Annotated in this window: 16 protein-coding genes; 14 read left to right on the forward strand and 2 right to left on the reverse strand. The window is 67.3% G+C overall.

Features of this window, described 5'->3' with window-relative positions; genetic code table 11:
- Positions 1-76: 76 nt before the first annotated feature.
- Both cphA and ACSUZJ_RS07510 read right to left on the reverse strand, forming a co-directional pair.
- Positions 77-2,647, reverse strand: coding sequence for a cyanophycin synthetase (gene cphA / locus ACSUZJ_RS07505; RefSeq protein ID WP_499414791.1), 2,571 nt, complete (start codon positions 2,645-2,647; stop codon positions 77-79).
- A 97-nt stretch (positions 2,648-2,744) separates the two neighbouring features.
- Positions 2,745-4,919: a cyanophycin synthetase gene (locus tag ACSUZJ_RS07510; RefSeq protein WP_499414793.1), complete on the reverse strand. Its 2,175-nt coding sequence runs from the start codon at positions 4,917-4,919 to the stop codon at positions 2,745-2,747.
- 316 nt (positions 4,920-5,235) lie between these two features.
- Between ACSUZJ_RS07510 and ACSUZJ_RS07515 the strand changes: the two genes are divergently transcribed.
- The 14 genes from ACSUZJ_RS07515 to ahpC all read left to right on the forward strand — a co-directional run bounded on the left by ACSUZJ_RS07515 (position 5,236) and on the right by ahpC (position 22,899).
- A complete protein-coding gene (locus ACSUZJ_RS07515) occupies positions 5,236-7,521 on the forward strand; it encodes a cyanophycin metabolism-associated ABC transporter (RefSeq protein ID WP_499414795.1) in 2,286 nt (761 codons plus the stop codon).
- Positions 7,522-7,524: 3 nt separating this feature from the next.
- Complete coding sequence (locus ACSUZJ_RS07520) at positions 7,525-7,989, forward strand: cyanophycin metabolism-associated DUF1854 family protein (RefSeq protein ID WP_499414797.1); 465 nt, start codon at positions 7,525-7,527, stop codon at positions 7,987-7,989.
- Between the two features lie 165 nt (positions 7,990-8,154).
- The gene (locus ACSUZJ_RS07525; protein ID WP_499414799.1) at positions 8,155-9,042 is read left to right on the forward strand and encodes an alpha/beta hydrolase family protein; all 888 of its coding nucleotides are present in this window, start codon (positions 8,155-8,157) and stop codon (positions 9,040-9,042) included.
- A complete protein-coding gene (locus ACSUZJ_RS07530) occupies positions 9,039-9,485 on the forward strand; it encodes a MarR family winged helix-turn-helix transcriptional regulator (RefSeq protein WP_499414801.1) in 447 nt (148 codons plus the stop codon). The genes ACSUZJ_RS07525 and ACSUZJ_RS07530 overlap by 4 nt, the downstream gene beginning before the upstream one ends.
- 68 nt (positions 9,486-9,553) lie before the next feature.
- A complete protein-coding gene (locus tag ACSUZJ_RS07535) occupies positions 9,554-9,961 on the forward strand; it encodes a GFA family protein (protein ID WP_499414803.1) in 408 nt (135 codons plus the stop codon).
- Between the two features lie 125 nt (positions 9,962-10,086).
- Positions 10,087-10,488 carry a VOC family protein gene (locus ACSUZJ_RS07540; protein WP_499414805.1) on the forward strand — a complete coding sequence of 134 codons (402 nt, stop codon included), beginning with the start codon at positions 10,087-10,089 and terminating at the stop codon, positions 10,486-10,488.
- A gap of 284 nt (positions 10,489-10,772) precedes the next feature.
- The gene (locus ACSUZJ_RS07545) at positions 10,773-11,840 is read left to right on the forward strand and encodes an SDR family oxidoreductase (RefSeq protein ID WP_499414807.1); all 1,068 of its coding nucleotides are present in this window, start codon (positions 10,773-10,775) and stop codon (positions 11,838-11,840) included.
- Positions 11,841-11,867: 27 nt separating this feature from the next.
- Positions 11,868-13,145, forward strand: coding sequence for a nucleotide disphospho-sugar-binding domain-containing protein (locus tag ACSUZJ_RS07550; protein ID WP_499414809.1), 1,278 nt, complete (start codon positions 11,868-11,870; stop codon positions 13,143-13,145).
- A gap of 184 nt (positions 13,146-13,329) precedes the next feature.
- Positions 13,330-15,891 (forward strand): excinuclease ABC subunit UvrA, encoded by a 2,562-nt coding sequence (gene uvrA, locus ACSUZJ_RS07555; protein WP_499414811.1) that lies wholly within the window; start codon positions 13,330-13,332, stop codon positions 15,889-15,891.
- Between the two features lie 97 nt (positions 15,892-15,988).
- Entirely contained in the window at positions 15,989-19,471 is a 3,483-nt protein-coding gene (locus ACSUZJ_RS07560; protein ID WP_499414813.1) for a response regulator, read from the forward strand.
- A 35-nt stretch (positions 19,472-19,506) separates the two neighbouring features.
- A complete protein-coding gene (locus ACSUZJ_RS07565; protein ID WP_499416473.1) occupies positions 19,507-20,298 on the forward strand; it encodes a CheR family methyltransferase in 792 nt (263 codons plus the stop codon).
- A complete protein-coding gene (locus ACSUZJ_RS07570) occupies positions 20,295-20,909 on the forward strand; it encodes a chemotaxis protein CheB (RefSeq protein ID WP_499414815.1) in 615 nt (204 codons plus the stop codon). The genes ACSUZJ_RS07565 and ACSUZJ_RS07570 overlap by 4 nt, the downstream gene beginning before the upstream one ends.
- Positions 20,906-22,120 carry a hybrid sensor histidine kinase/response regulator gene (locus ACSUZJ_RS07575; protein WP_499414817.1) on the forward strand — a complete coding sequence of 405 codons (1,215 nt, stop codon included), beginning with the start codon at positions 20,906-20,908 and terminating at the stop codon, positions 22,118-22,120. The genes ACSUZJ_RS07570 and ACSUZJ_RS07575 overlap by 4 nt, the downstream gene beginning before the upstream one ends.
- Before the next feature lie 215 nt (positions 22,121-22,335).
- Positions 22,336-22,899 (forward strand): alkyl hydroperoxide reductase subunit C, encoded by a 564-nt coding sequence (ahpC, locus tag ACSUZJ_RS07580; protein WP_312549532.1) that lies wholly within the window; start codon positions 22,336-22,338, stop codon positions 22,897-22,899.
- The last annotated feature ends 4 nt before the right edge of the window (positions 22,900-22,903 follow it).

Raw genomic sequence — 22,903 nt, forward strand, 5'->3', positions numbered from 1 at the left:
TTGCGTCATGTTGGCGTTGATGAAGCGCAGCGTCTGCGCATCGTTTACGCGTGGGCACGGGGCGCCCACCCTACGATTACGCTTCGGCGACGCGCTTGGCGATATGGGCCAAGGCCTCGTCGACCTGGTCGATCAGGATCAGGCACAAGTCGCCCTCGTTCAGGCGCGACAGCGCGCGGTCGATCGCGACGAATTCGCCGTAGATCTCCTCGACGTGGCTGGTGCGCGAGGCGCCCTGCAGGCCCTGGCGCAGCAGCGCGACCACTTCGCCGTCGGCGCGGCCGCGCTGGCACTGGTCTTCGTAGAGCAGCACCTCATCAAAAGCGGCGCCGAGGATGGCGGTCTGCTGGGTGATGTCCTGGTCGCGGCGGTCGCCCGCGCCGCTGATCACGACCGAACGGCGCCTGGCCGGCATGTTCTCCACCGCGCTCACGAGCGCCGCGATCGCGTCCGGATTGTGGCCGTAGTCGGCGATCAGGGTCGCGCCCTTGTAATCGAAGACGTTGAAACGGCCCGGCGCATTGTCGCTCTCGCCGACGAAGGTCTTCAGGCCGAGCGCGATCTTGTCCCAGGAAATGCCGACGCCCCAGGCGGCGGCCACCGAGGCCATCACGTTCTCGACCTGGAAGCCGACCACGCCGCCACGGGTGATCGGCACCTCGGCGAGCGGGATGCGGTGTTCGAACTTGCCCTGGGCGCAGACCAGGTGGCCGTCCTCGACGAAGACGGCGCGGCGGCCTTGCGCGCGGTGCATGGCCATCAGCGGGATGGTGCCGTCCTGGGCGAAGAAGGTGACGTCGCCGCGGGTGAAACCGGCCATGTCCGCCACCGTCGGATCGGCGGCGTTCAGCACCGCCATGCCGCCCTCGGCGACGTTCTGGACGATCACGCGCTTCAGGACCGCCAGGTCTTCCAGCGTGGTGATGTAGTTCAGGCCGAGGTGGTCGCCGGCGCCGATGTTGGTCACCACCGCCACCTGGCAGCGGTCGAAGGCCAGGCCTTCGCGCAGCAGGCCGCCGCGCGCGGTCTCGAACACGGCCGCGTCCACGTCCGGGTGCAGCAGCACGTTGCGCGCGCTGCGCGGGCCGCTGCAGTCGCCGCTGTCGATGCGGCGGCCTTCGATGTAGACGCCGTCGGTGTTGGTCATGCCTGTGCGCAGGCCCGAGGTGCCGAGCATGTGGGCGATCAGGCGCACGGTGGTGGTCTTGCCGTTGGTGCCGGTGACGGCCACCACCGGGATACGGCCGTCCTCGCCTTCCTCGAACAGCATGTCGACGATGGCTTCGCCGATCGCGCGCGGCTTGCCGAAGGAGGGCGCCAGGTGCATGCGCAGGCCCGGCGCGGCGTTCACTTCGACGATGCCGCCATTCTGTTCCTCGATGGGTTTCAGGACGCTGTCGCAGACCAGGTCGACGCCGCAGATGTCGAGGCCGACCATGTGCGCCGCCGCGATCGCGCGCGCCGCCACTTCCGGGTGCACGTCGTCGGTGACGTCGGTGGCCGAGCCGCCGGTCGAGAGGTTGGCGTTGTTGCGCAGGACCACGCGCTGGCCTTTCGGCGGCACCGAGTCGGCGTCCATACCCTGCTTGGCCAGGCTGGCCAGGGCGATGTCGTCGAAGCGGATTTTCGTCAGCGAGGTCGAGTGGCCGCTGCCGCGGCGCGGGTCGAGATTCACGGTGTCGACCAGCTGGCGCACGGTGTGCACGCCGTCGCCGACCACGCTCGGCGGGTCGCGGCGCGCGGCGGCCACCAGCTTGTCGCCGATGACCAGCAGGCGGTAGTCGTGGCCCGGCAGGTAGCGCTCGACCATGATGTCGTCGCGGAACTCGGAAGCGGCGTTAAAACCGGCGACGATCTGTTCCTTCGTCGTGATGTTGACCGTCACGCCCTTGCCCTGGTTGCCGTCCTTCGGCTTGATCACGACCGGCAAACCGATCTCTTGGGCGGCCGCCCAGGCGTCGTCCGGGTCGCTCACGGTGCGCCCCAGCGGCACCGGCACGCCGGCGGCGTCGAGCAGCTTCTTGGTCAGTTCCTTGTCCTGGGCGATGGTCTCGGCGATCGCGCCGGTGGCGTCGATCTCGGCGGCCTGGATGCGACGCTGCTTGCTGCCCCAGCCGAACATCACCAGGCTGCCTTCGGTCAGGCGGCGGAAGGGAATGTTGCGGGCCACGGCGGCCTGCACGATGGAGCCGGTCGACGGGCCCAGGCGCACGTCCTCGTCCAGGTCGCGCAGCTGGGTGAGCGCAGCCTGCAGGTCGAAGGGCGCATCGTCACGCGCGGCCTGGATCAATTGCTGGGCCAGTTCCAGGGCCAGGCGGCCGACGTCTTCCTCGGAATACTCGACCACCACCTGGTAGATGCCGCTCTCGACGGTTGCCGTGGTGCGCGAGAAGGTGACCGGGCAGCCGGCCTGGGCCTGCAGGTCGAGCGCGGCGATCTCGAGCACGTGGGCCAGCGGGATGGTGTCGTCGTGGCCGAGCGGCTGGAGCTGGCCGAGCTGGGGGAAGCGGGCGCGCAGGCGCGTCTCGAAGCCTGGCAGGGCGCCGATCGATTCTTCCTCGGGCGTGCAGGCGACGATCGCCTCGACCGAGGTGTGGTGGCTCCAGAGGTTGGGGCCACGCAGGGCCCGTACGCGTGATACTTCCATAAACCTTCAATCCTTTGAGGGACAGTCCGCCTGTGCCCGCAGGGCGGGCGTCGGCGTTGTCGTTTTCTTCCGCTCCGGCCTGCCGGAGCGGGGGTCTTTAATAAATCGTTTTCTTCGGCGTGGCGTCGAAGGCGCGCAGGCCGCCGCAGATCAGGTCGTGCGGCAGGCCCAGCGCCCAGGCCGCGGCGGTCGCAGCCAGGATGCTGGCCGGGTGCTTGACGGTGGCCGGCTTGATCTTGCCCAGGTCGAGCAGGGCGGTTTCAATCGCGCCTTCGGCCAGCACGATGTGGTTGTCGCGCGCGAAGACGATGCGCTCGCCGGCGGCGCGATGGGCCTGCATGACCGCGTTCTGCTCGTCCATCGCGTAGAAGATCACGCGCCCGTCGGACAGTTCGGCCAGCTTCACCACTTCCGGATCGGCCGCGTTCAGGACGGCCGCACCTTCGGACAGGATCACGTCGACCTGGCTGCGCACCACGTTGGCCAGCGCCTCCTCGTCGCGGATGTGGAATTCGGCCACGTCCTCGAGCCTGCCCATGTCGGTCACCACGCCGACCGTGCAGCGGTCGTAGGGCAGGCCTTCGAGCAGGATGCTGCGCGCGTTCGATTCGAACACGGCCGCTTCCATGTTGCGGTTGATGAGCAGGCGCTCGCCGGCCGCAAAACCGGTGCAGTCGCCTTTCTGCACTTCGCGCCCGTCGAGGTAGAGGCCTTCGCCGTTGGCCACGCCCGCGTGCTTGCCGGCGGCATTGAGCAGGCAGCCGAGCAGGCGCGCGATCAGGCTGGTGCCCAGGGTGCCGGTGACGCCCACCAGCGGGATGCGGCCGGTTTCGGCGTCAAGGAACAGGTGCTCGACGATGGCCTTGCCGACGTTCCGAGGCTGGCCGCTGGCCGGCTTGATGTGGGCCAGCAGGCCCGGGCTGGAATTGACTTCGATGATGGCGCCGCGCTGCTCGGCGAGCGGACGCGAGATGTCTTCGCAGACCAGGTCGATGCCGGCGATGTCCAGGCCCACCACGCGGGCGGCGAGGGCGGCGGCATGGGTCACGTCCGGATGCACGATGTCGGTCACGTCGTCGGCGACGTTGCCGTTCGGCTGGATCAGCACTTTCTGGCCGTCCTGGGGAATCGACTCGGGGCTCAGGCCCTGGCGCTGCAGGTCGAGCAGGATTTCCGGGTCGTGCGGCTTGACGCGCCCGAGCGGGAATTCCTCGCTCTCGCCGCGGCGCGGGTCGGTATTGATCTGGCTGTCGCACAACTGGATGACATTCGACTTGCCGTCGCCGGTCACCCACAGGGCCTCGCCGCGGGCGGCGGCGACGACCTTCCTGCCAACCACCAGCAGGCGGTGCTCGTTGCCGGGAATGAAGCGCTCGACCAGCACGGCGCTGCTGTCGCCCGCTTCGGAGGCGATGGCGTAGGCGGCGCGCACGTCGGATTCCGTCATCAGGTTCAGCGTCACGCCGCGGCCGTGGTTGCCGTCGACGGGCTTGACCACCACCGGCAGGCCGATGTCCTGGGCTTCTTCCCAGGCCTCGTCGGCGCTCCTGACCAGGGCGCCTTCCGGCACCGGCACGCCGCAGGAGGCGAGCAGGCTCTTGGTCAGGTCCTTGTCGCTGGCGATGCCTTCGCCGATGGCGCTGGTGCGGTCGGTCTCGGCGGTCCAGATGCGGCGCTGGGCGGCGCCATGGCCGAGCTGCACCAGGTTGCCTTCGGTCAGGCGGATCGAGGGAATGCGGCGGTCGGTGGCGGCGTCGACGATGTTGGCGGTCGACGGGCCCAGGCAGTAGCGGTCAACCAGCTCGGTCAGCTGCTGCACGGTGGCGGCCAGGTCGAAGGCTTCGTCGTTGATCGCGGCCATCATCAGGCGGTGGCCGGCTTCCAGGGCGGCGCGGCCGACCACGGCGTCGCGGGTGCGGAAGGCCATCTTGTAGACGCCGTGTTCGCCGGTCGAGCGGGTCTTGCCGAAGCCGGTCTTCATGCCGGCCATGTTCTGCAACTCCAGCACGATGTGCTCGAGGATGTGGCCGGCCCAGGTGCCGCTGTGCAGGCGCTCGATGAAGCCGCCGCGTTCGCCGACGCCGCAGCGGTGTTCGATCAGGCCCGGCAGCAAGCCCGTGAGACGCTCGGTAAAGCCAGGCAGTTTGTTCGAGGGAAAGTCTTCCAGCTCGCCGATGTCGAGCCAGGCCTCGATCACCGGACGGTAGGTCCAGATGTTCGGGCCGCGCAGGTGGGTCACACGGAGAAACTTGATGTCATTCTTCTTTGTCATGTATCGATGTCTTGCCGCCAAGGTCCGCTCGTGCACCATGATGGCGTTGCCTATGTTTTTCTGCCTGTGCGCTACCGCACCCAAACCGGGTCATGCGGGACGCATGTTACGCATGTTGTATACTTCTTGCCGGCGCGAAGCTTACAGCGGCGCGCCGGATTCTGCCAAATCGCCTTTCGTCGCCGCTTCCGGTCTCCGTGGCGAGGTGCCAGGGTGTCAACCCCGGCAAATAATTCCACCTTTCAAGTAAACCGCCGAGCCGCCCACCGCGTTACCCCTCTATTCAGGACTTGCCCAACAAGGGTGGCATCACATAATGACAACTCAACAACTTGCTTCTCCGACCTCGCTGGCGCTCGTCGCCAGCTTCCTGCCCGAAGCCTGGCAGGATGAGGTGCGGAAACAGCTTGCACCAGGGGAAAACGTTTTAAGCAGCGTGGAGGTTGACCTCGACGCGAAATTACGTTTTATCAAAGGTATTCTTGTCGTAACGACACGTCGCCTGCTGAGCCGCGCGCCGGGCGAGACGGTCTGGCGCGAGTGGGTGTTCCAGGCCGGGCTGGCGCTGCAGCACCACGACCATGCCGGCGTCGGCCACATCGAGCTGGTCGACCAGCAAGGCCTGCTGGCGGCCTGGCGCTTCACGCTGGGCCAGAACCTGCACGCGATCCGCGTGGTCGACGCCTTCAACGACCAGGTGAAAAGCGTCGCCACCGGCATCCCGGTGCAGCCACCCGAGCAGCACACCTGCCCGAGCTGCAAGGCGCCGCTCGAGCCGGACCAGGAAGAGTGCCCGATCTGCACCAAGGTGCTGCACACGCCGCCCTCGACCTGGACCCTGCTGCGCCTGTGGCGCTTCGCCAGGCCCTACAAGGGCCAGCTGATCCTGGGCTTCCTGCTGATGCTCGGCTCGACCGGCGCTCACATGATCCCGCCCTACCTGACCAAGCCGCTGATGGACAATGTCCTGATCCCGTACCAGAACGGCCAGACCATCGACACCTCGCTCGTCTATTTATATATGGGCGGCCTGTTCGGGGCGGCGCTGCTGGCCTGGGCGCTGGGCTGGGGCAAGACCTACGTGCTGGCGCTGGCTTCCGAGCGCATCAGCGCCGACCTGCGCTCGACCACCTACGAACACCTGCTGCGCCTGTCGCTGGAATACTTCGGCGGCAAGCGTACCGGCGACCTGATGTCGCGCATCGGCAGCGGTTCGGACCGGATCAGCGTGTTCCTGTCGCTGCACCTGCTCGACTTCCTGTCGGATGTCCTCCTGATCATCATGACCGGCGTGATCCTGTTCTCCATGAACCCCTGGCTGGCCCTGGTCACGCTGGTGCCGCTGCCTTTCATCGCCTGGATGATCCACGTGGTGCGCGACAGGCTGCGCACCGGCTTCGAGAAGATCGACCGCGTGTGGGGCGAAGTGACCAACGTGCTGGCCGATACCATCCCCGGCATCCGTGTCGTGAAGGCTTTTGCCCAGGAAAAGCGCGAAGCCGTGCGCTTCCGCGAGGCGAACAGGCACAACCTGGCCGTCAACGACAAGTTGAACAAGGTCTGGTCGCTGTTCTCGCCGACCGTGTCGCTGCTGACCGAGATCGGCCTGCTGGTGATCTGGTGCTTCGGCATCTGGCAGGTCTCGCGCGGCGACATCACCGTCGGTACCCTGACGGCCTTCATCGCCTACAGCGGCCGCTTCTACGTGAAGCTCGATTCCATGAGCCGCATCGTCTCGGTGACGCAGAAGTCGGCCTCGGCCGCCAAGCGCATCTTCGACATCCTCGACCACGTCTCGAGCGTGCCGGACCCGGTCAATCCGATCAAGGTGGACAAGGTGCAGGGCAATATCGAGCTGCGCGAAGTCGGTTTCCGCTACGGCAACCGCGCCGTGAACCGGGGCATTTCGCTCAATATCCGCGCCGGCGAGATGGTCGGCCTGGTCGGTCACTCGGGTTCGGGCAAGAGCACCCTGGTGAACCTGATCTGCCGCTTCTACGACGTGGCCGAAGGCGCGATCCTGCTCGACGGCAAGGATATCCGCTCGTTCGCCGTGGCCGACTACCGCCGCAACATCGGCCTCGTGCTGCAGGAGCCTTTCCTGTTCTTCGGCACGATTGCCGAGAACATCGCCTACGGCAAGCCGCACGCGACGCGCGAGGAAATCATCGCCGCCGCCCGTGCCGCCCACGCCCACGAATTCATCCTGCGCCTGCCGCAGGGCTACGACTCGATGGTGGGAGAGCGCGGCCAGGGCCTGTCGGGCGGCGAGCGCCAGCGCATCTCGATCGCGCGCGCCCTGCTGATCGACCCGCCCATCCTGATCATGGACGAGGCGACTTCGTCGGTGGACTCGGAAACCGAAAAGGAAATCCAGAAGGCGCTCGACAACCTGGTGCAGGGCCGCACCACGATCGCGATCGCGCACCGCCTGTCGACCCTGCACCGCGCCGACCGCCTGGTGGTGCTGGACCGCGGCGTGGTGGTGGAAGAGGGCAGCCACGACGAACTGATGGCGCGCGAAGGCGCCTACCACCGCCTCTACGAAGCGCAGGCGCGCAACGTGGACCAGGAAATGGACGACGCCAGTAAGGACGACTAAGCAATGACAACATTCCAACTGCGCCGCAACAGCTTCGGCAAACTGGTCTTCATCAGCCCGGAGGGCGAGGAAGTGGTCGGCATCACGCCGGTGCGCGCCTTCCCGATCCAGGCGCCCACGCGCGGCATCTCGCTGGTGCGCGACGGCGGCAAGGAAGTCGCCTGGATCGACGACCTGGCCACGGTGCCGGACGAGATCCGCAGGCTCGTCACCGAGGAGCTCGAGGGCCGCGAGTTCATCCCCGAGATCCTGAGCATCAAGAGCGTGTCGAGCTTTGCCACGCCCTGCACCTGGTACGTGAAGACGGACCGCGGCGACACCGAGTTCGTGCTGAAGGTCGACGAAGACATCCGCCGCGTGGGCGAGGCCTCGCTGCTGATTGCGGACAACCACGGCATCAACTTCCTGGTGCGCGACATGTTCAAGATCGACAAGGGGAGCCGCAAGATCCTCGACCGCTTCCTGTAAGCGCAGCCTGCATCCATGGAACCGCCGCCCGGCCTGCCAGCCGCGCGGCGGTTTCTTTTTCGAGGATTCCCTCCAATCGTTTTGCCGTTGGCTTGCCCGCCCGGCGCCGTGCTGCTAATGTCGCGCTGATGAGTTCATTAACACGTTAACGATCTGGAGCCCAGCATGAGCGCCGAAGCGATCCGCATTGCCACCGCCAACGATTTCGAGCTCGGCGCCCGGCTGTTTCGCGCGCAAGAGGCGCAAGGCGTGGTCCTGATCCATCCCGCCACCGCGGTGACCCAGGGCTTCTACGAAGCCTTTGCGCGCTACCTGTGCAGCCTCGGCCTGAACGTGATCACCTACGACTACCGCGGCACCGGCCAGTCGCGCCCGCGCAGCCTGCGCGGCTTCGAGGTGACGATGTCGCAGTGGATGCTGGAAGACGTGGGCGCCGTGACGCGCTGGGCGCGTGCGCGCTTCCCCGATTTGCCGCTGCTGGCGGTCGGGCACAGCGTCGGCGGTCATGCGATCGGCCTGTCGCCCGAGACGCAACACCTGCGCGCGGCCCTGCTGGTCGCTACCCACGCCGGCATCACGCGCACCATCCGCGGCCGCGCCGAGCGCCTGCGCGTGTGGTGCGTGATGCGGGTGCTGGCGCCGCTGCTGTGCGCGCTGTTTGGCTACATGCCGGGCCGGCGCATCGGCCTGGGCGAAGACCTGCCGCGCGGCGTGATGCTGGAGTGGAGCCGCTGGACCACCCTGCCTCGTTATTTCTTCGACGATCCCGCACTCGATGCGGCTGGGCGCATGGCGAAAGTCCGCATCCCGCTGCTGGCGCTGGGCTTCGACGACGATCCCTGGGCCAATCCGCATGCGATGGACATCCTGCTGTCGGGCTATACCGGCGCGCCGCTCGAGCGCCGCCACTACAATGCGGGCGCGCTCGGCCTGCCTGGCATCGGGCACATGGGCTTCTTCCGCCGCCGCTGCGAAGCCGCGCTGTGGGGCGATGCCGGCGCCTGGCTGCTGGCCCGGCTCGGCGCGAAGCAGATGGCGGGAGGCACGGCATGAGGCCGGGCTACAGGCCGCCGCGCTTCGTCTACCTCGTCAACCGCGCCCAGAAGGCGATCGCGCGCTGGATCGAGGGCCGCCCGGACGCCTGGGACGGCATCAGCGGCGCCCAGGCCGGGCTGCTGTTCGTGCTGGCCGCGCGCGACGAGGCCGCCATCGGCGAGATCGCCCAGGCGCTGGACGTGGCGCCGGCAGCCGTCACCAACCTGTCCAAGCGCATGCAGGCGGCCGGGTTGGTCGAGCGCGTCGGCGATGCGCTCGATGCGCGGATGACGCGGCTGCGCCTGACGGCCGCCGGCCGCCAGGCCGGCGAACGCGCGCAGGCGGTGCTGGTCCAGCTCAACGCGCGCCTGACGGATGGCTTCAGCGAGGAGGAACTGCAGGTCGTGGCGCGCTGGCTGGAGCACAGCGCGCGGGCGATGGGGCAGGACCCGCAGGCCTGACGCGTTCCGCTTGAAGCGCGGCGCATGCTGGCTTATGCTGAACGCAGCGTTGGCCGACAGGAGCGATCATGATCTTGCAAGGCGGATGTTACTGTGGCGCAGTGCGCTACGTGGTGGACGGCGACACCTTCAACAGCACCCTGTGCCATTGCAGCGATTGCCGGCGCATCGCCGGCGCGCCGGCCGTGGCCTGGTTCAGCGCGGCGATGGAGCATTTTCGTTTCTCGCAGGGCAATGCCGCCACCTTCCGCTCGAGCGAGCACATCCTGCGCAGCTTCTGCGCCACCTGCGGCACCACGCTGACTTTCCAGGACGACCGCTATCCCGACGAGATCGACGTCGCCACCGCCACCCTCGACGATCCGGCCCTCATGCCGCCCGGCGACCATACCTTCGTGCAGTACCGCCTGCCCTGGATGCACATGAGCGACAGCCTGCCCGCCTATCCGCGTACGCGCTCGGAAGGCCTGGGCTGAACTCCTGCCTGCCGTGATGAAATAAAATTTCATCTTGAAATCGATAATGAAATAATATTCCATTGACAGTCCTCAACGCGGGGCGTCGATGCCGGTCTAAAGCGGTGGACAACAAGGGAACTGTCATGGCCATCGAACTCGATCATGTCATCGTTTCCGCGCGCGACCGTATCGCGTCCGCCCGCCTGCTGGCCCAGTTGCTCGGTGTTCCATGGGACGAGACCGTGTTCGGCGTGTTCTCGCCGGTCTACGTCAACGAGGGCCTGACGCTCGACTTCATCCAGTCGGATGAACCTTTTCCCATCGAACACTTCTGCTTCCGCGTCAACGACGCCGAGTTCGACGCCATTCTTGGGCGCATCGAGACGGCCGGCATTGCCTGGCGCAGCAAGGTGAGGGGGCCGGTCGACCGCAAGGTCGATACCGACTATGGCGGGCGCGGGGTCTACTGGAATGAGCCCGAGGGACACCAGTGGGAAATGCTGACGGTGAGCTATGCGCGCAGGCTGATTTCGCCAGGCACCTAGCGCAAAGTATTGCTCGGCGACATAGTCGTACTGACCACGACGGCCGCGCGCCGCCGGTCCCGTCCGGGGCCTTTGATGACCTTCGCCGCATCGATCGAGCAATGCTTCAAGAAATGCGCCACCCTTGACGGCACCGCCTCGCGTGCCGGGTACTGGTGCTTCCCCTGTTTTTCGTCATCCCCAGCCGCGTCCTTGCCTGAGGGGCGATGCGAGACTGGCCAGGCGTGCACGCGATTTGCGCCTAGCCAGTAGAATGGGCCCACTTTTGAACAGAAGGGGGCTTCATGAAACGAACGGCACTGATCGCGGGCGTCACCGGCATCGGCGGTAACCACCTCGCACGCGAACTGCTGGGCAGCGGCTGGGAAGTCGTCGGCCTGTCGCGCCGCGCACCGACCGACCTGCCGGGCGTGCGCCACGTCGCGGCCGATCTGCTCGACCCGGCCGCCCTCGGCGCCGCACTGGCCGGCGTAGCGCCGACCCACGTCTTCATCACCACCTGGATGCGCCAGGATACCGAAGCGGAGAATATCCGCGTCAACGCCGCCCTGGTGCGCAACCTGCTGGACGCCCTGTCGCCGCAGAAGAGCGTGCGCCACGTGGCCCTGGTCACCGGCCTGAAGCACTACCTCGGCCCCTTCGAGGCCTATGCCAGCTCGGGCACGCTGCCCGACACGCCGCTGCGCGAAAGCCAGCCGCGCCTGCCGCTGGAGAATTTCTACTACGCGCAGGAAGACGAGGTCTATGCCGCGGCCGAACGCGACCGCTTCACCTGGTCCATCCACCGTCCGCACACCATTATCGGCCTGGCTGTCGGCAACGCCATGAACCTCGGCACCACGCTGGCCGTCTACGCCACCATCTGCAAGGCGACCGGGCGCCCGTTCCAGTTCCCGGGCTCGGAGGCGCAGTGGAAGGGCCTGTCCGACGTGACCGATGCGCGCATGCTGGCCAGGCAGCTGGCCTGGGCAGCGGACACCGACGCAGCCAAGAACGAAGCCTTCAATATCGTCAACGGCGACGTGTTCCGCTGGAGCTGGCTGTGGCCGAAGCTGGCCGAATGGTTCGGCGTGGAAGCGGCCGGCTACAGCGGGCAGATCCAGCCCCTGGAAGCGGCCATGGCGAACGACCGCGAGGTCTGGCGCGAGATCGCCGCCCGCCACAAGCTGGCCGAGCCCGACCTCGACCGCCTGGCCTCGGCCTGGCACACCGACCTGGACCTTGGCCGTCCGCTCGAAGTCATGACCGACATGGCCAACAGCCGGCGCCTGGGCTTCACGGCTTACCAGGCGACCGACGCGTCCTTCTTCGACCTGTTCGCGCGCCTGCGCGCCGAGCGGCTGATTCCGTAAGCGGAGCGTAGAAAGGGAGGGCCGGCCATGGACATTGCCCGCGCTCCCCTTCACGTCGTGGTGGTAACGATCGGCTCGGCCGGCGACCTGTTTCCCTTCCTGGCGCTGGGGTTGGCGCTGCGCGCGGCCGGACACCGCATCAGCTTCCTCGGGCCCGGGCAGCACGCCCCCTTCGTGGAAGCGGCCGGCCTGCCTTTCCACGGCCTGCCTGCCGACGAAGCCGTGCTCGACCATCCCGACCTCTGGCATCCGACGCGCGGCCTGGCCATCGTCTGGCGCGCGACGCGGCCGGCGATGGCGCAGGTGCCGGCCTTCATGGCTGCGCTGCCGGCCGGCGAACAGTGCGCCATGCTGGTCCATCCACTGGCCTTGCCCGAGGCCGACCTGTGCCGCGCAGCGCGGCCCGGCCTGCGCATTGCCGCCGCCTATCTCGCTCCCTCGAACCTGCCGACCGTGTACGACCCGCTGATGCTGGGACCGTACCGGGTGCCGCGCTGGGTGCCGCATGGCCTGCGCCGCCGGCTGTGGCGCCGCATCGGTGCGCGCCTGCTCGATCCGGTGGCCCTGCCCGACGTGAACGCCGCGCGCAGGCAGGCCGGCCTGGCGCCGGTCGAGTCCCTGGTCGGCTTCATCCCGCAGGTGGCCGACCTGTCGATCGGCCTGTTTCCCGACTGGTTCGCGCCGACCCAGCCGGACTGGCCGCGGCCGCTGGTGCGCGCCGGCTTTCCCCTCTACGATCCCGATCCCCATGCGGCCTTGTCGAACGAGCTGCAGCACTTCCTCAAGCAGGGCGGGCGGACGCTGGTGTTCACGCCCGGCACCGGCAACCGCCAGGCCCGCGCCTACTTCAAATACGCGGCCGAGGCGGCGCACCTGCTCGGCGAGCGCGCCATCTTCCTGACGCCGCACCGCGAGCAGTTGCCCGACCCCTTGCCGGGCCATGTGCTGTGGCAGGAGTACGTGCCGCTGCGCGCCCTGCTGCCGCATGTGGCGGTGCTGGTGCACCACGGCGGCATCGGCACCACGGCCGAAGCCCTGCACGCGGGCACGCCGCAACTGGTGGTGCCGCTCGCGCACGACCAGTTCGACAACGGCGCCCGGGTCGAGGCGCTCGGGGTCGGGCACAGCCTGCGGGCGGCGCGCCTGAACACGGGACGGCTGCTGCGCTGCCTGGGCAGGCTGCTCGACGACGACGGCATGCGCATGCGCTGCCGGGCGGTGGCCGGGCATGTCGAACGCGATCCCGGTATGGACGCGGTGGTGACGGCGGTCCAGACCCTGGCTGCGGCGTCACAGCCCATGTAGGGTGGACACCTGTGTCCACGCGGTATGGGACCGTTGATCAGCCGGCATTGCCCAACCGGTGAGACAGCGTGGGCACAGGTGCCCACCCTACGAAGGCGACGCTCATCCCAGCGTGTGTCAGCGCACCGTCTTCCACGGCCGGGCACGCTTTAATAAAACCAACCAACGAATGAGCAGGCAGACGATGCGCCGAAAAACCGAGGACAACGAAGCGAAGACAGCAGCGGGAGGCCAGGGCCGCCCCGGCTACGTACGGGTGCGCGGCGCCCGCGAGCACAACCTGAAGAACGTCGACCTCGAGATTCCGCGCGACGCCCTGGTCGTGTTCACCGGCGTGTCCGGTTCCGGCAAGTCCTCGCTGGCCTTCGGCACGCTGTACGCGGAAGCCCAGCGGCGCTACCTGGAATCGGTCTCGCCCTACGCGCGCCGCCTGTTCCACCAGATGCCGGTGCCGGAAGTCGACGAGATCGACGGCCTGCCGCCGGCGGTCGCCCTGCAGCAGCAGCGCGGCTCGCCCACCACGCGCTCGTCGGTCGGCAGCGTCAGCACCCTGTCGAACTCGCTGCGCATGCTGTATTCGCGCGCCGGCGACTACCCGGAAGGGCAGGAGCTGCTCTACGCCGAGTCGTTCTCGCCGAATACGCCGGAAGGCGCCTGTCCCGAATGCTCGGGCCTGGGCCGGGTGTACGAAGTCACCGAGCAGTCGATGGTGCCGGACGACTCGCTCACCATCCGCGAGCGCGCGGTGGCCGCCTGGCCGCCGGCCTGGCACGGCCAGAACCTGCGCGACATCCTCGTCACCATGGGCTATGACGTCGACACGCCCTGGCGCGAGCTGCCGAAGAAGGACCGCGACTGGATCCTGTTCACCGACGAGACGCCCACCGTCCCGGTCTACGCCGGCCTCACGCCCGAGGAAACGCGTGCGGCCCTGAAGCGCAAGGACACGCCGAGCTACCAGGGCACCTTCACCGGCGCCAGGCGCTACGTGCTGCAGACCTTCGCCAACACCGAGAGCGCCTCGATGAAGAAGCGCGTGGCGCGCTACATGGTCAGTGCCGAGTGCCCGCTGTGCCGCGGCAAGCGCCTGCGCCAGGAAGCCCTGTCGGTCACCTTCGCCGGCGTCGATATCGCCGACATCTCGCGCATGCCGCTGGCGCGTCTGCACGCGCTGCTGCTGCCCTACGCCAGCGGCGAAGCGCCCAAGAATGCGCGCCAGGCGAAACTGCATCCCGAGCAGCTCATCGTCACGCGCCGCATCGCCGAGGACCTGGTCGCGCGCCTGGACGTGCTGCTGGCCCTGGGCCTGGGCTACCTGGCGCTGGAGCGCAGCACGCCGACCCTGTCGCCGGGCGAGCTGCAGCGCCTGCGCCTGGCGACCCAGGTGCGCTCGAACCTGTTCGGCGTCGTGTACGTGCTGGACGAGCCCTCGGCCGGCCTGCACCCGGCCGACACCGAGGCGCTGCTCACCGCGCTGGATCAATTAAAAGCATCGGGCAACTCGCTGTTCGTGGTCGAGCACGCGCTGGACGTGATCCGGCGCGCCGACTGGATCGTGGACGTCGGCCCGGCCGCCGGCGAGCGCGGCGGCGAAGTGCTCTACAGCGGGCCGCCGGAAGGACTGAAGAAGGTCGAGGCCTCGCAGACGCGGCGCTACCTGTTCGACACCGCGCAGCCTGCGCCGCGCACGCGGCGCGAACCGGCCGGCTGGCTGCGCCTCGAAGGCGTGACCCGCAACAACCTGGACCGGCTCGACGTCGATTTCCCGCTCGGCGTGCTGACCGCCGTGACCGGCGTGTCGGGTTCCGGCAAGTCGAGCCTGGTCAGCCAGGTGCTGGTCGAGCTGGTGGGCAATGCGCTGGGGCAGGGCGCACCGAAAGAGGAAGGCGAGGAGGGCGACGACCTGGAACAGGAAGCGGCGCTGCCGCTCGAAGGACGCATCGCCGCCGGCATGGACGGCGTGCGGCGCATGGTACGGGTCGACCAGAGGCCGATCGGACGCACGCCGCGCTCGAACCTGGCCACCTACACAGGCCTGTTCGACCAGGTGCGCAAACTCTTCGCCGCCACCAGGATGGCCAGGGCGCGGCGCTACGATGCCGGCCGTTTTTCCTTCAATGTCGCCAAGGGACGCTGCGAGAACTGCGCCGGCGAGGGCTCGGTCATGGTCGAGCTGCTGTTCCTGCCCAGCGTGTATGCGCCTTGCCCGGTCTGCAACGGCGCGCGCTACAACGCGCAAACCCTGGAAGTGACCTACCAGGACCGCAACATCGCCGAGGTGCTGGGCATGACGGTGGACGCGGCGGCGGAATTCTTCGCCGGCGAGCCGCTGGTCGGGCGTTCGCTGGAAGTGCTGCGCGAGGTCGGCCTGGGTTACCTGCGCCTGGGCCAGCCGGCCACCGAACTGTCCGGCGGCGAGGCCCAGCGCATCAAGCTGGCCACCGAGCTGCAGCGTACCGGCCGCGGCAATACTTTATATGTGCTGGACGAACCGACCACTGGCCTGCACCCGTCCGACGTCGACCGCCTGATCGTCCAGCTCGAACGCCTGGTCGAGGCCGGCAATACGGTGGTCGTGGTCGAGCACACCATGCGCGTGGTCGCGGCCTGCGACTGGGTGATCGACATCGGCCCTGGCGCCGGCGACGAGGGCGGGACGGTGGTGGCGGCCGGACCGCCCGAACAGGTCGCGCGCAACAGGACCAGCCGGACAGCACCCTACCTGAAGCCATATTTACACGTGTGACGACAACTGTAGAGCGTCAGGCTGCGCACGGTTGAGCCACCAGCGATTTCACAATTGCGTTAAACTTAGGATATTTTTCTTAAGATAATCGCAACGAATGACCGGCTCTTCCATCGATAATTCCCAGTTTCGTCGCATCCTGACGCGCAACGTGGCCCTGCCGCTCGGCCTGAGCGTGCTCAGCGCCGGCGTGTTCGTCGCGATCATCGCCTACCTGATCAATGTGCTGAACTGGGTCGAGCACTCGCAGCGCGTGATCGGCAACGCCACCGAAGTGAGCAAGCTGGTGTCCGAAATGGAAACCGGCATGCGCGGCTACCTGATCGCCGGCGACGAAAGCTTCCTCGGTCCCTACATCGTCTCCAAACCGAAGGTCGAGGCCGAAATGAGCGCGCTGCTCAAGCTGGTCGACGACGACCCGGCCCAGACCGAGCGCCTGACGCGGGTGCGGCGCGCGCACGCCGAATGGGTCAAGTACACCGAAGAGATGATCGAGCGCCGCCGCACCGGCGAGGACGTGACCGAGTCGGTCAGGAGCGGGCGCGGCAAGATCCTCACCGACGACATGCGCGGCCAGTTCAATGCCTTCATCGCCAACGAGTCGGCCCTGCTGCAGGAGCGTAACGGGGACGCGCGCTCGGTCACGACCTGGTCGGTCGGCTTCTACCTGTTGTTTACGCTCATCGTGGGCGGCACCCTGGCCGCCTTCGGCCGGCGCGAACTGGTGCGCCTGTCGAACTCCTATTCCGAGGTGCTGGCCCACGAGGCCGAGCACAACGCCGAGCTGCGCCACCAGGGCTGGCTGCGCACCGGCCAGGCCGAGCTGGCTGCCAGGAGCGCCGGCCTGCACACCCTCGAGGGACTGGCGCCGGCGGTGCTGGACCAGGTGGTGCGCTACCTCGGCGGCACGGTGGCCGCCATGTACGTGCGCCAGGACGATGGCGTGCTGCGCCGCATCGGCGCCTACGGCTTCTCGAACGACGAGGAACGCGCCAAGGTGATCCAGCCCGGCGCCTCGCTGGCCAGCCAGGCGGCGGAGGAGAATCGCCTGATCACGGTCAAGGAATTGCCGGACGACTACATGAAGGTCGTATCAAGCCTGGGCGAAGCGGCCCCGCGCGAAGTGGTGATCGCGCCGTTCGCGAACTTCGGCAAGGTCAAGGGCGTGCTCGAGATCGGTTTCCTGCACGGCGTGCGCGAACGCGACGTCGAGTTCCTGAAACTCATCAACGCCGCGGTCGGCGCCTCGGTCGCGGCCGTGGTCTACCGACAGCGCCTGCAGGATGCGCTGGCCGAAACCCAGGCCCTGAACGAGGAACTGCAGGTCCAGCAGGAAGAGCTGCGCACGGCCAACGAGGAGCTGGAAGAGCAGTCGCGCGCCCTGGAGGAATCGCAGACCAGCCTGGAAAACCAGCAGGCCGAACTGGAGCAGACCAACGACCAGCTGGCCGAGCAGGCCCTGAACCTGGACATGAAGAACGCGGCCCTGACCGAGGCCCAGGAACAGCTGCGCGCGCGCGCCCTGGAACTGGAACGCGCCAGCCGCTACAAGTCCGAGTTCCTGGCGAACATGTCGCATGAGCTGAGAACCCCGCTGAACAGCTCGCTCATCCTGGCCAAGCTGCTGGCCGACAACGTGCCGGGCAACCTGAACGAAGAACAGGTGCGCTTCGCCCAGACCATTTATTCGGCCGGCAACGACCTGCTGCACCTGATTAACGACATCCTCGACATCTCGAAGGTCGAGGCCGGCAAGCTCGAGCTGTTGCCGGAAGACCTGCCGATCCGCCGCACGGTCGAGGGCCTGGGCCGTACCTTCGAGCCGCTGGCCAAGCAGAAGAACCTGTCCTTCAGCCTGACGGTCGAGCCGAACGTGCCCGCCACCCTCCACACCGACCGCCAGCGCCTGGAGCAGATCCTGAAGAACCTGCTGTCGAACGCGGTCAAGTTCACCGAGCAGGGCGCGGTCGGCATGCACGTCAGCGCAACAAGCGAGGGCTGGATCCAGTTCACCGTGAGCGACTCGGGCATCGGCATCGCGCCTGACCAGCAGGAACGCATCTTCGAGGCCTTCCACCAGGCCGACGGCACCACCAGCCGCCGCTTTGGCGGCACCGGCCTGGGACTGTCGATCTCGCGCGACCTCACCAACCTGCTGGGCGGCACCCTGGTCGTGTCGAGCACGCCGGGCGAGGGCAGTACCTTTACCCTGAGCCTGCCGAAGAGCGGCGCGGTGTCGGCCACGCCGCCGGCGCCGCCGGCGCAGCTGCCGCGCGCCGTCCGTACCGCCGCCGCTCCCGCTCCTTCTCCGGCGCCGGCGCCGGCGGCCGAGGCGGGCGGCGAGGAAACCCCGCAGCTGCGCTTCCCCGACGATCGCGAGCAAAGCGCCGACGGCGTGCGCACCGTGCTGGTGATCGAGGATGAACCCGACTTCGCGCGCATCCTCTACGACCTGGCGCACGACCTCGACTACCGCTGCCTGGTGGCGCTGACCGCCGGCGAAGGCCTCGAGCTGGCCGCGGCCGAAGGCCCGGACGCAATCCTGCTCGACATCCGCCTGCCGGACGGCTCCGGCCTGTCGGTGCTGCAGCAATTGAAGGACAACCCGGCCACCCGCCACATCCCGGTGCACGTGGTGTCGAGCATGGAGAACGGCGGCGAAGCCCTGCACCTGGGCGCGATCGGCTACGCTTTGAAGCCGACCACCCGCGAGCAGCTCGAGCAGGTGTTCCGTAAACTCCAGGAGAAATCGGCGCAGCAGATCAAGCGCGTGCTGCTGGTCGAGGACGACGAGCGCCAGCGCGACAGCGTGGTCCGGCTGATCGCCGACGAGGATGTGCAGATTTCCGCGGTCGGCTCGGGCGAGGAGGCCCTGGCCCTCCTGCATACCGAGATCTTCGACTGCATGATCATCGACCTGAAGCTGCCGGACATGCAGGGCAATGAGTTGCTGCAGCGCATGTCGCAGGAAGAGCTGTGTTCCTTCCCGCCGGTGATCGTGTACACGGGCCGCAACCTGACGCGCGACGAGGAAGCCGAGCTGATGAAGTACTCGCGCTCGATCATCATCAAGGGCGCGCGCTCGCCCGAACGCCTGCTCGACGAGGTGACGCTGTTCCTGCACAAGGTGGAGTCGCAGCTCTCGACCGAGCGCCAGCACATGCTCAAGACCGCTCGCGGACGCGACCGTGTGTTCGAAGGGCGTACAATCCTGCTGGTCGACGACGACGTGCGCAACGTGTTTGCGCTCACGAGTGCGCTGGAGCAGCGCGGCGCCAACGTCGTGGTCGGACGCAACGGGTTCGAGGCCATCTCGAAGCTCGACGAGGTGCCGGGCATCGACCTGGTGCTGATGGACGTGATGATGCCGGGCATGGACGGCCTGGAAGCGACACGCCGCATCCGCAAGGACGGCCGCTTCACCCGCCTGCCGATCATCGCGATCACCGCCAAGGCGATGAAGGACGACCAGGAACAATGCCTGGCCGCCGGCGCCAATGATTACCTGGCCAAGCCGATTGACCTGGCCCGCCTGTACTCGCTGCTGCGGGTCTGGATGCCCACGATGGAGCGCGTTTGAAGAATCCTCCGGACGACATCGACATCGAACTGCGGATGCTGGTTGAGGCGGTCTACCTCAAGTACAACTACGACTTCCGCGACTACACGGGCGCTTCCCAGAAGCGCCGCGTGCTGGTGGCGCTGCGCGAGATGGAATGCGCCACCGTGTCCGAGCTGCAGGCCAGGGTGCTGCACCAGCCCGAGGCCTTCTCGCGGCTGCTGCAGTACCTGACGATTCCGGTCACCGAGATGTTCCGCGACCCGGAGTATTACGCGGCGATCCGCAGCCAGGTCGTGCCGTTTCTCCGCACCTATCCGTCGCTGAAGATCTGGGTGGCCGGCTGCAGCACCGGCGAAGAGGTGTACTCGCTGGCGATCCTGCTGCACGAGGAGGGCCTGCTCGAGCGCACCATGATCTACGCCACCGACATCAACCCGGCCTCGCTCGACGCGGCGCGGCGCGGCGTGTTTCCGCTCGACCGCATGCGCCTGTTCACCGAGAACTACCAGAAAGCGGGCGGCAAGCGCGCGTTTTCCGACTACTACACGGCGGCCTATGGCGGCGCCCTGTTCGAGCGCGCGCTGGTCGAGAACGTGACCTTCGCCGACCATTCGCTGTCGACCGACAGCGTGTTCTCGGAGACCCATTTCATCAGCTGCCGCAACGTGATGATCTACTTTAACCGGCGCCTGCAGGACCGCGTGCTGGGCCTGTTCCACGAATCGCTGTGCCACCGCGGCTTCCTGGGCCTGGGCAGCAAGGAGAGCATCGATTTCTCCACCTACGCCAACCGGTTCGAGCCGCTGGCGCGGCGCGAGCGCCTCTACCGCAAGGCGGCCGAATGAGCGGCGTGCCGGACAGGTTCGCTTCCGTGCTGGCGGGCAGGCGGATCGAGGCGCTCGTGATCGGCGCCTCGGCCGGCGGCGTCGACGCCCTGGTCGAGCTGCTGCCGGCGCTGCCGGCCGCCTCGAAGCTGGCGACGGTGTGCATCCTGCACGTGCCGAGCGACCGCGAAAGCCGCCTGGCCGAGCTGTTCGACGCGCGCCTTCCGCTGCCGGTGCGCGAGGCGATGGACAAGGAGCCGGTGGAGCCGGGCACGGTGTATTTCGCCGGCGCCGGCTACCACCTGTCGATCGAGGAAGACCGCGTATTTTCACTCAGCTGCGAACCGGCGGTGCACTATGCGCGCCCCGCCATCGACGTGCTGATGGAGTCGGCCGCCGACGCCTATGGCCCGGCCCTGGCCGGCATCCTGCTCACCGGCGCCAATGCCGACGGCGCCGAGGGCATGCAAAGGATCAGGCAGCGTGGCGGCCTGACCGTGGTGCAGGACCCGGGCGAAGCGCAGGCGTCCACCATGCCCGAGCAGGCGATCCGCCTGAGCGCGCCGCACCTGGTCCTGCCGCTGGCCGACATCCGGGCCTTGCTGCCCCTGCTGGAGACAACAACATCATGAGCGTCCAAGAGCCAAGCAAACTGTTAATCGTCGACGACCTGCCGGACAACCTGCGCGCCCTCGACGCCCTGATCCGCGACGAGCGCCGCCTCGTGTTCCATGCCCACTCCGGGGAGGAAGCGCTGGCGCTGCTGCTCGAGCACGAGTTCGCGCTGGCCATCCTGGACGTGCAGATGCCCGGCATGGACGGCTTCGAGCTGGCCGAGCTGATGCGTGCTACCTCGCGCACCCGCCATATCCCGATCGTGTTCGTCTCGGCCGCCGGGCGCGAGCTGAACTACGCCTTCAAGGGCTACGAAACCGGCGCCGTCGACTTCCTCTACAAGCCGCTCGACCCGGATGCGGTGCGCGGCAAGGTCAACGTCTTCGTCGCGCTCGACCAGCAGCGCCGCGAGACCCAGCGGCAGGTCGAGGCGCTCGAACGCAGCCGGCGCGAGCAGGAACTGCTGGTGCAGGAGCTGAACGCGACCCAGCTTGAACTGCAACGCTCGCTGCGCATGCGCGACGAATTCATGTCGCTCGTCGCCCACGAGCTGAGAACGCCGCTGAACACGCTGTTCCTGGAAACCCAGATGCGTACCCTGCACCTGAAGCGCGGCAACCTGCAGGCCTTCAACGCCGAGCAGATGGGCGCGATGATCAAGCGCGACGAGCGCCAGATCAAGGCCATGATCCGCCTGATCGACGATATGCTCGACGTCAGCCGCATGAAGAACGGCACGCTGTCGGTGCGCCCGGCCCAGGTCGAGCTGATGGGCATGCTCGAACGGGTGGTGGCCGACCTGTCGCTGCAGGCCGCGGCCAGCGGCTGCGCCATCACGCTCGCGCCGCACGTGCCGGTGTCCGGCCATTGGGATGAATTCCGCATCGAGCAGGTGATCGTCAACCTGCTGACGAATGCCCTGCGGTATGGCGGCGGCTGCAACGTGGAGGTCAGCGTGCAGGTCGAGGGCGGCTGCGCGCGCATCGACGTGGCCGACCAGGGCAAGGGCATCTCGCCCGAGGACATCGAGCGCATCTTCCAGCCCTTCGAGCGCGGCACCCGCAACGGCGAGCCGAAGGGGCTGGGCCTGGGCCTGTACATCTCGCGCCAGCTGGCGGTGGCCCACGGCGGCGAACTCACGGTGCGCAGCACGCCCGGCCAGGGCTCGACCTTCAGCCTTCTGCTGCCTTGCAACGAGATCGTTTCCTGCGCTGAAGTTCCAGCGTAAGCATCGTCCCGATTCGGGCGGTGGTTGCAAAGACCGCCCATTTCCCTCACACTGACAGGTCTCTTGCGAGACCGACATCACTGCCCATGCAGGTCTTGTCACCTCTGCACGATAGCTAAAATTAATCGAGAGAATCCGATCAATTAATTTTACAAAGCATCAGCAAGAGTCTACACTCTCTCTTATCAACTTTTGACCCACCAACAGGAGATTCCATGTCCCTTATCAATACCGAGATCAAACCGTTCAAGGCAACTGCTTACCACAACGGCAAATTCATCGATCTGACCGAAGAGCAGTTCAAAGGCACCTGGTCCGTCCTGATGTTCTACCCGGCCGACTTCACCTTCGTCTGCCCGACCGAACTGGAAGACCTGGCTGACTTCCAGCCGGAATTCGAAAAGATGGGCGTGAAGGTCTACGGCGTGTCGACCGACACCCACTTCGCCCACAAGGCATGGCACGACACCTCGGACGCCATCAAGAAGGTCAACTACCCGCTGATCGGCGACCCGACCGGCACCCTGGCACGTAACTTCGAAGTCATGATCGAAGAAGAAGGCCTGGCACTGCGCGGCACCTTCGTGATCAATCCGGAAGGCCAGATCAAAGTCATGGAAGTGCACGACAACGGCATCGGCCGCGACGCTTCGGAACTGATGCGCAAAGTCAAGGCTGCCCAGTACGTCGCCGCTCACCCGGGCCAGGTTTGCCCGGCCAAGTGGACCGAAGGCGCCGAGACCCTGACCCCGTCGCTCGATCTGGTCGGCAAGATTTGATGAG

This window comes from Telluria sp. B2 (assembly GCF_051789535.1).
Taxonomy (GTDB): Bacteria; Pseudomonadota; Gammaproteobacteria; order Burkholderiales; family Burkholderiaceae_D; genus Telluria.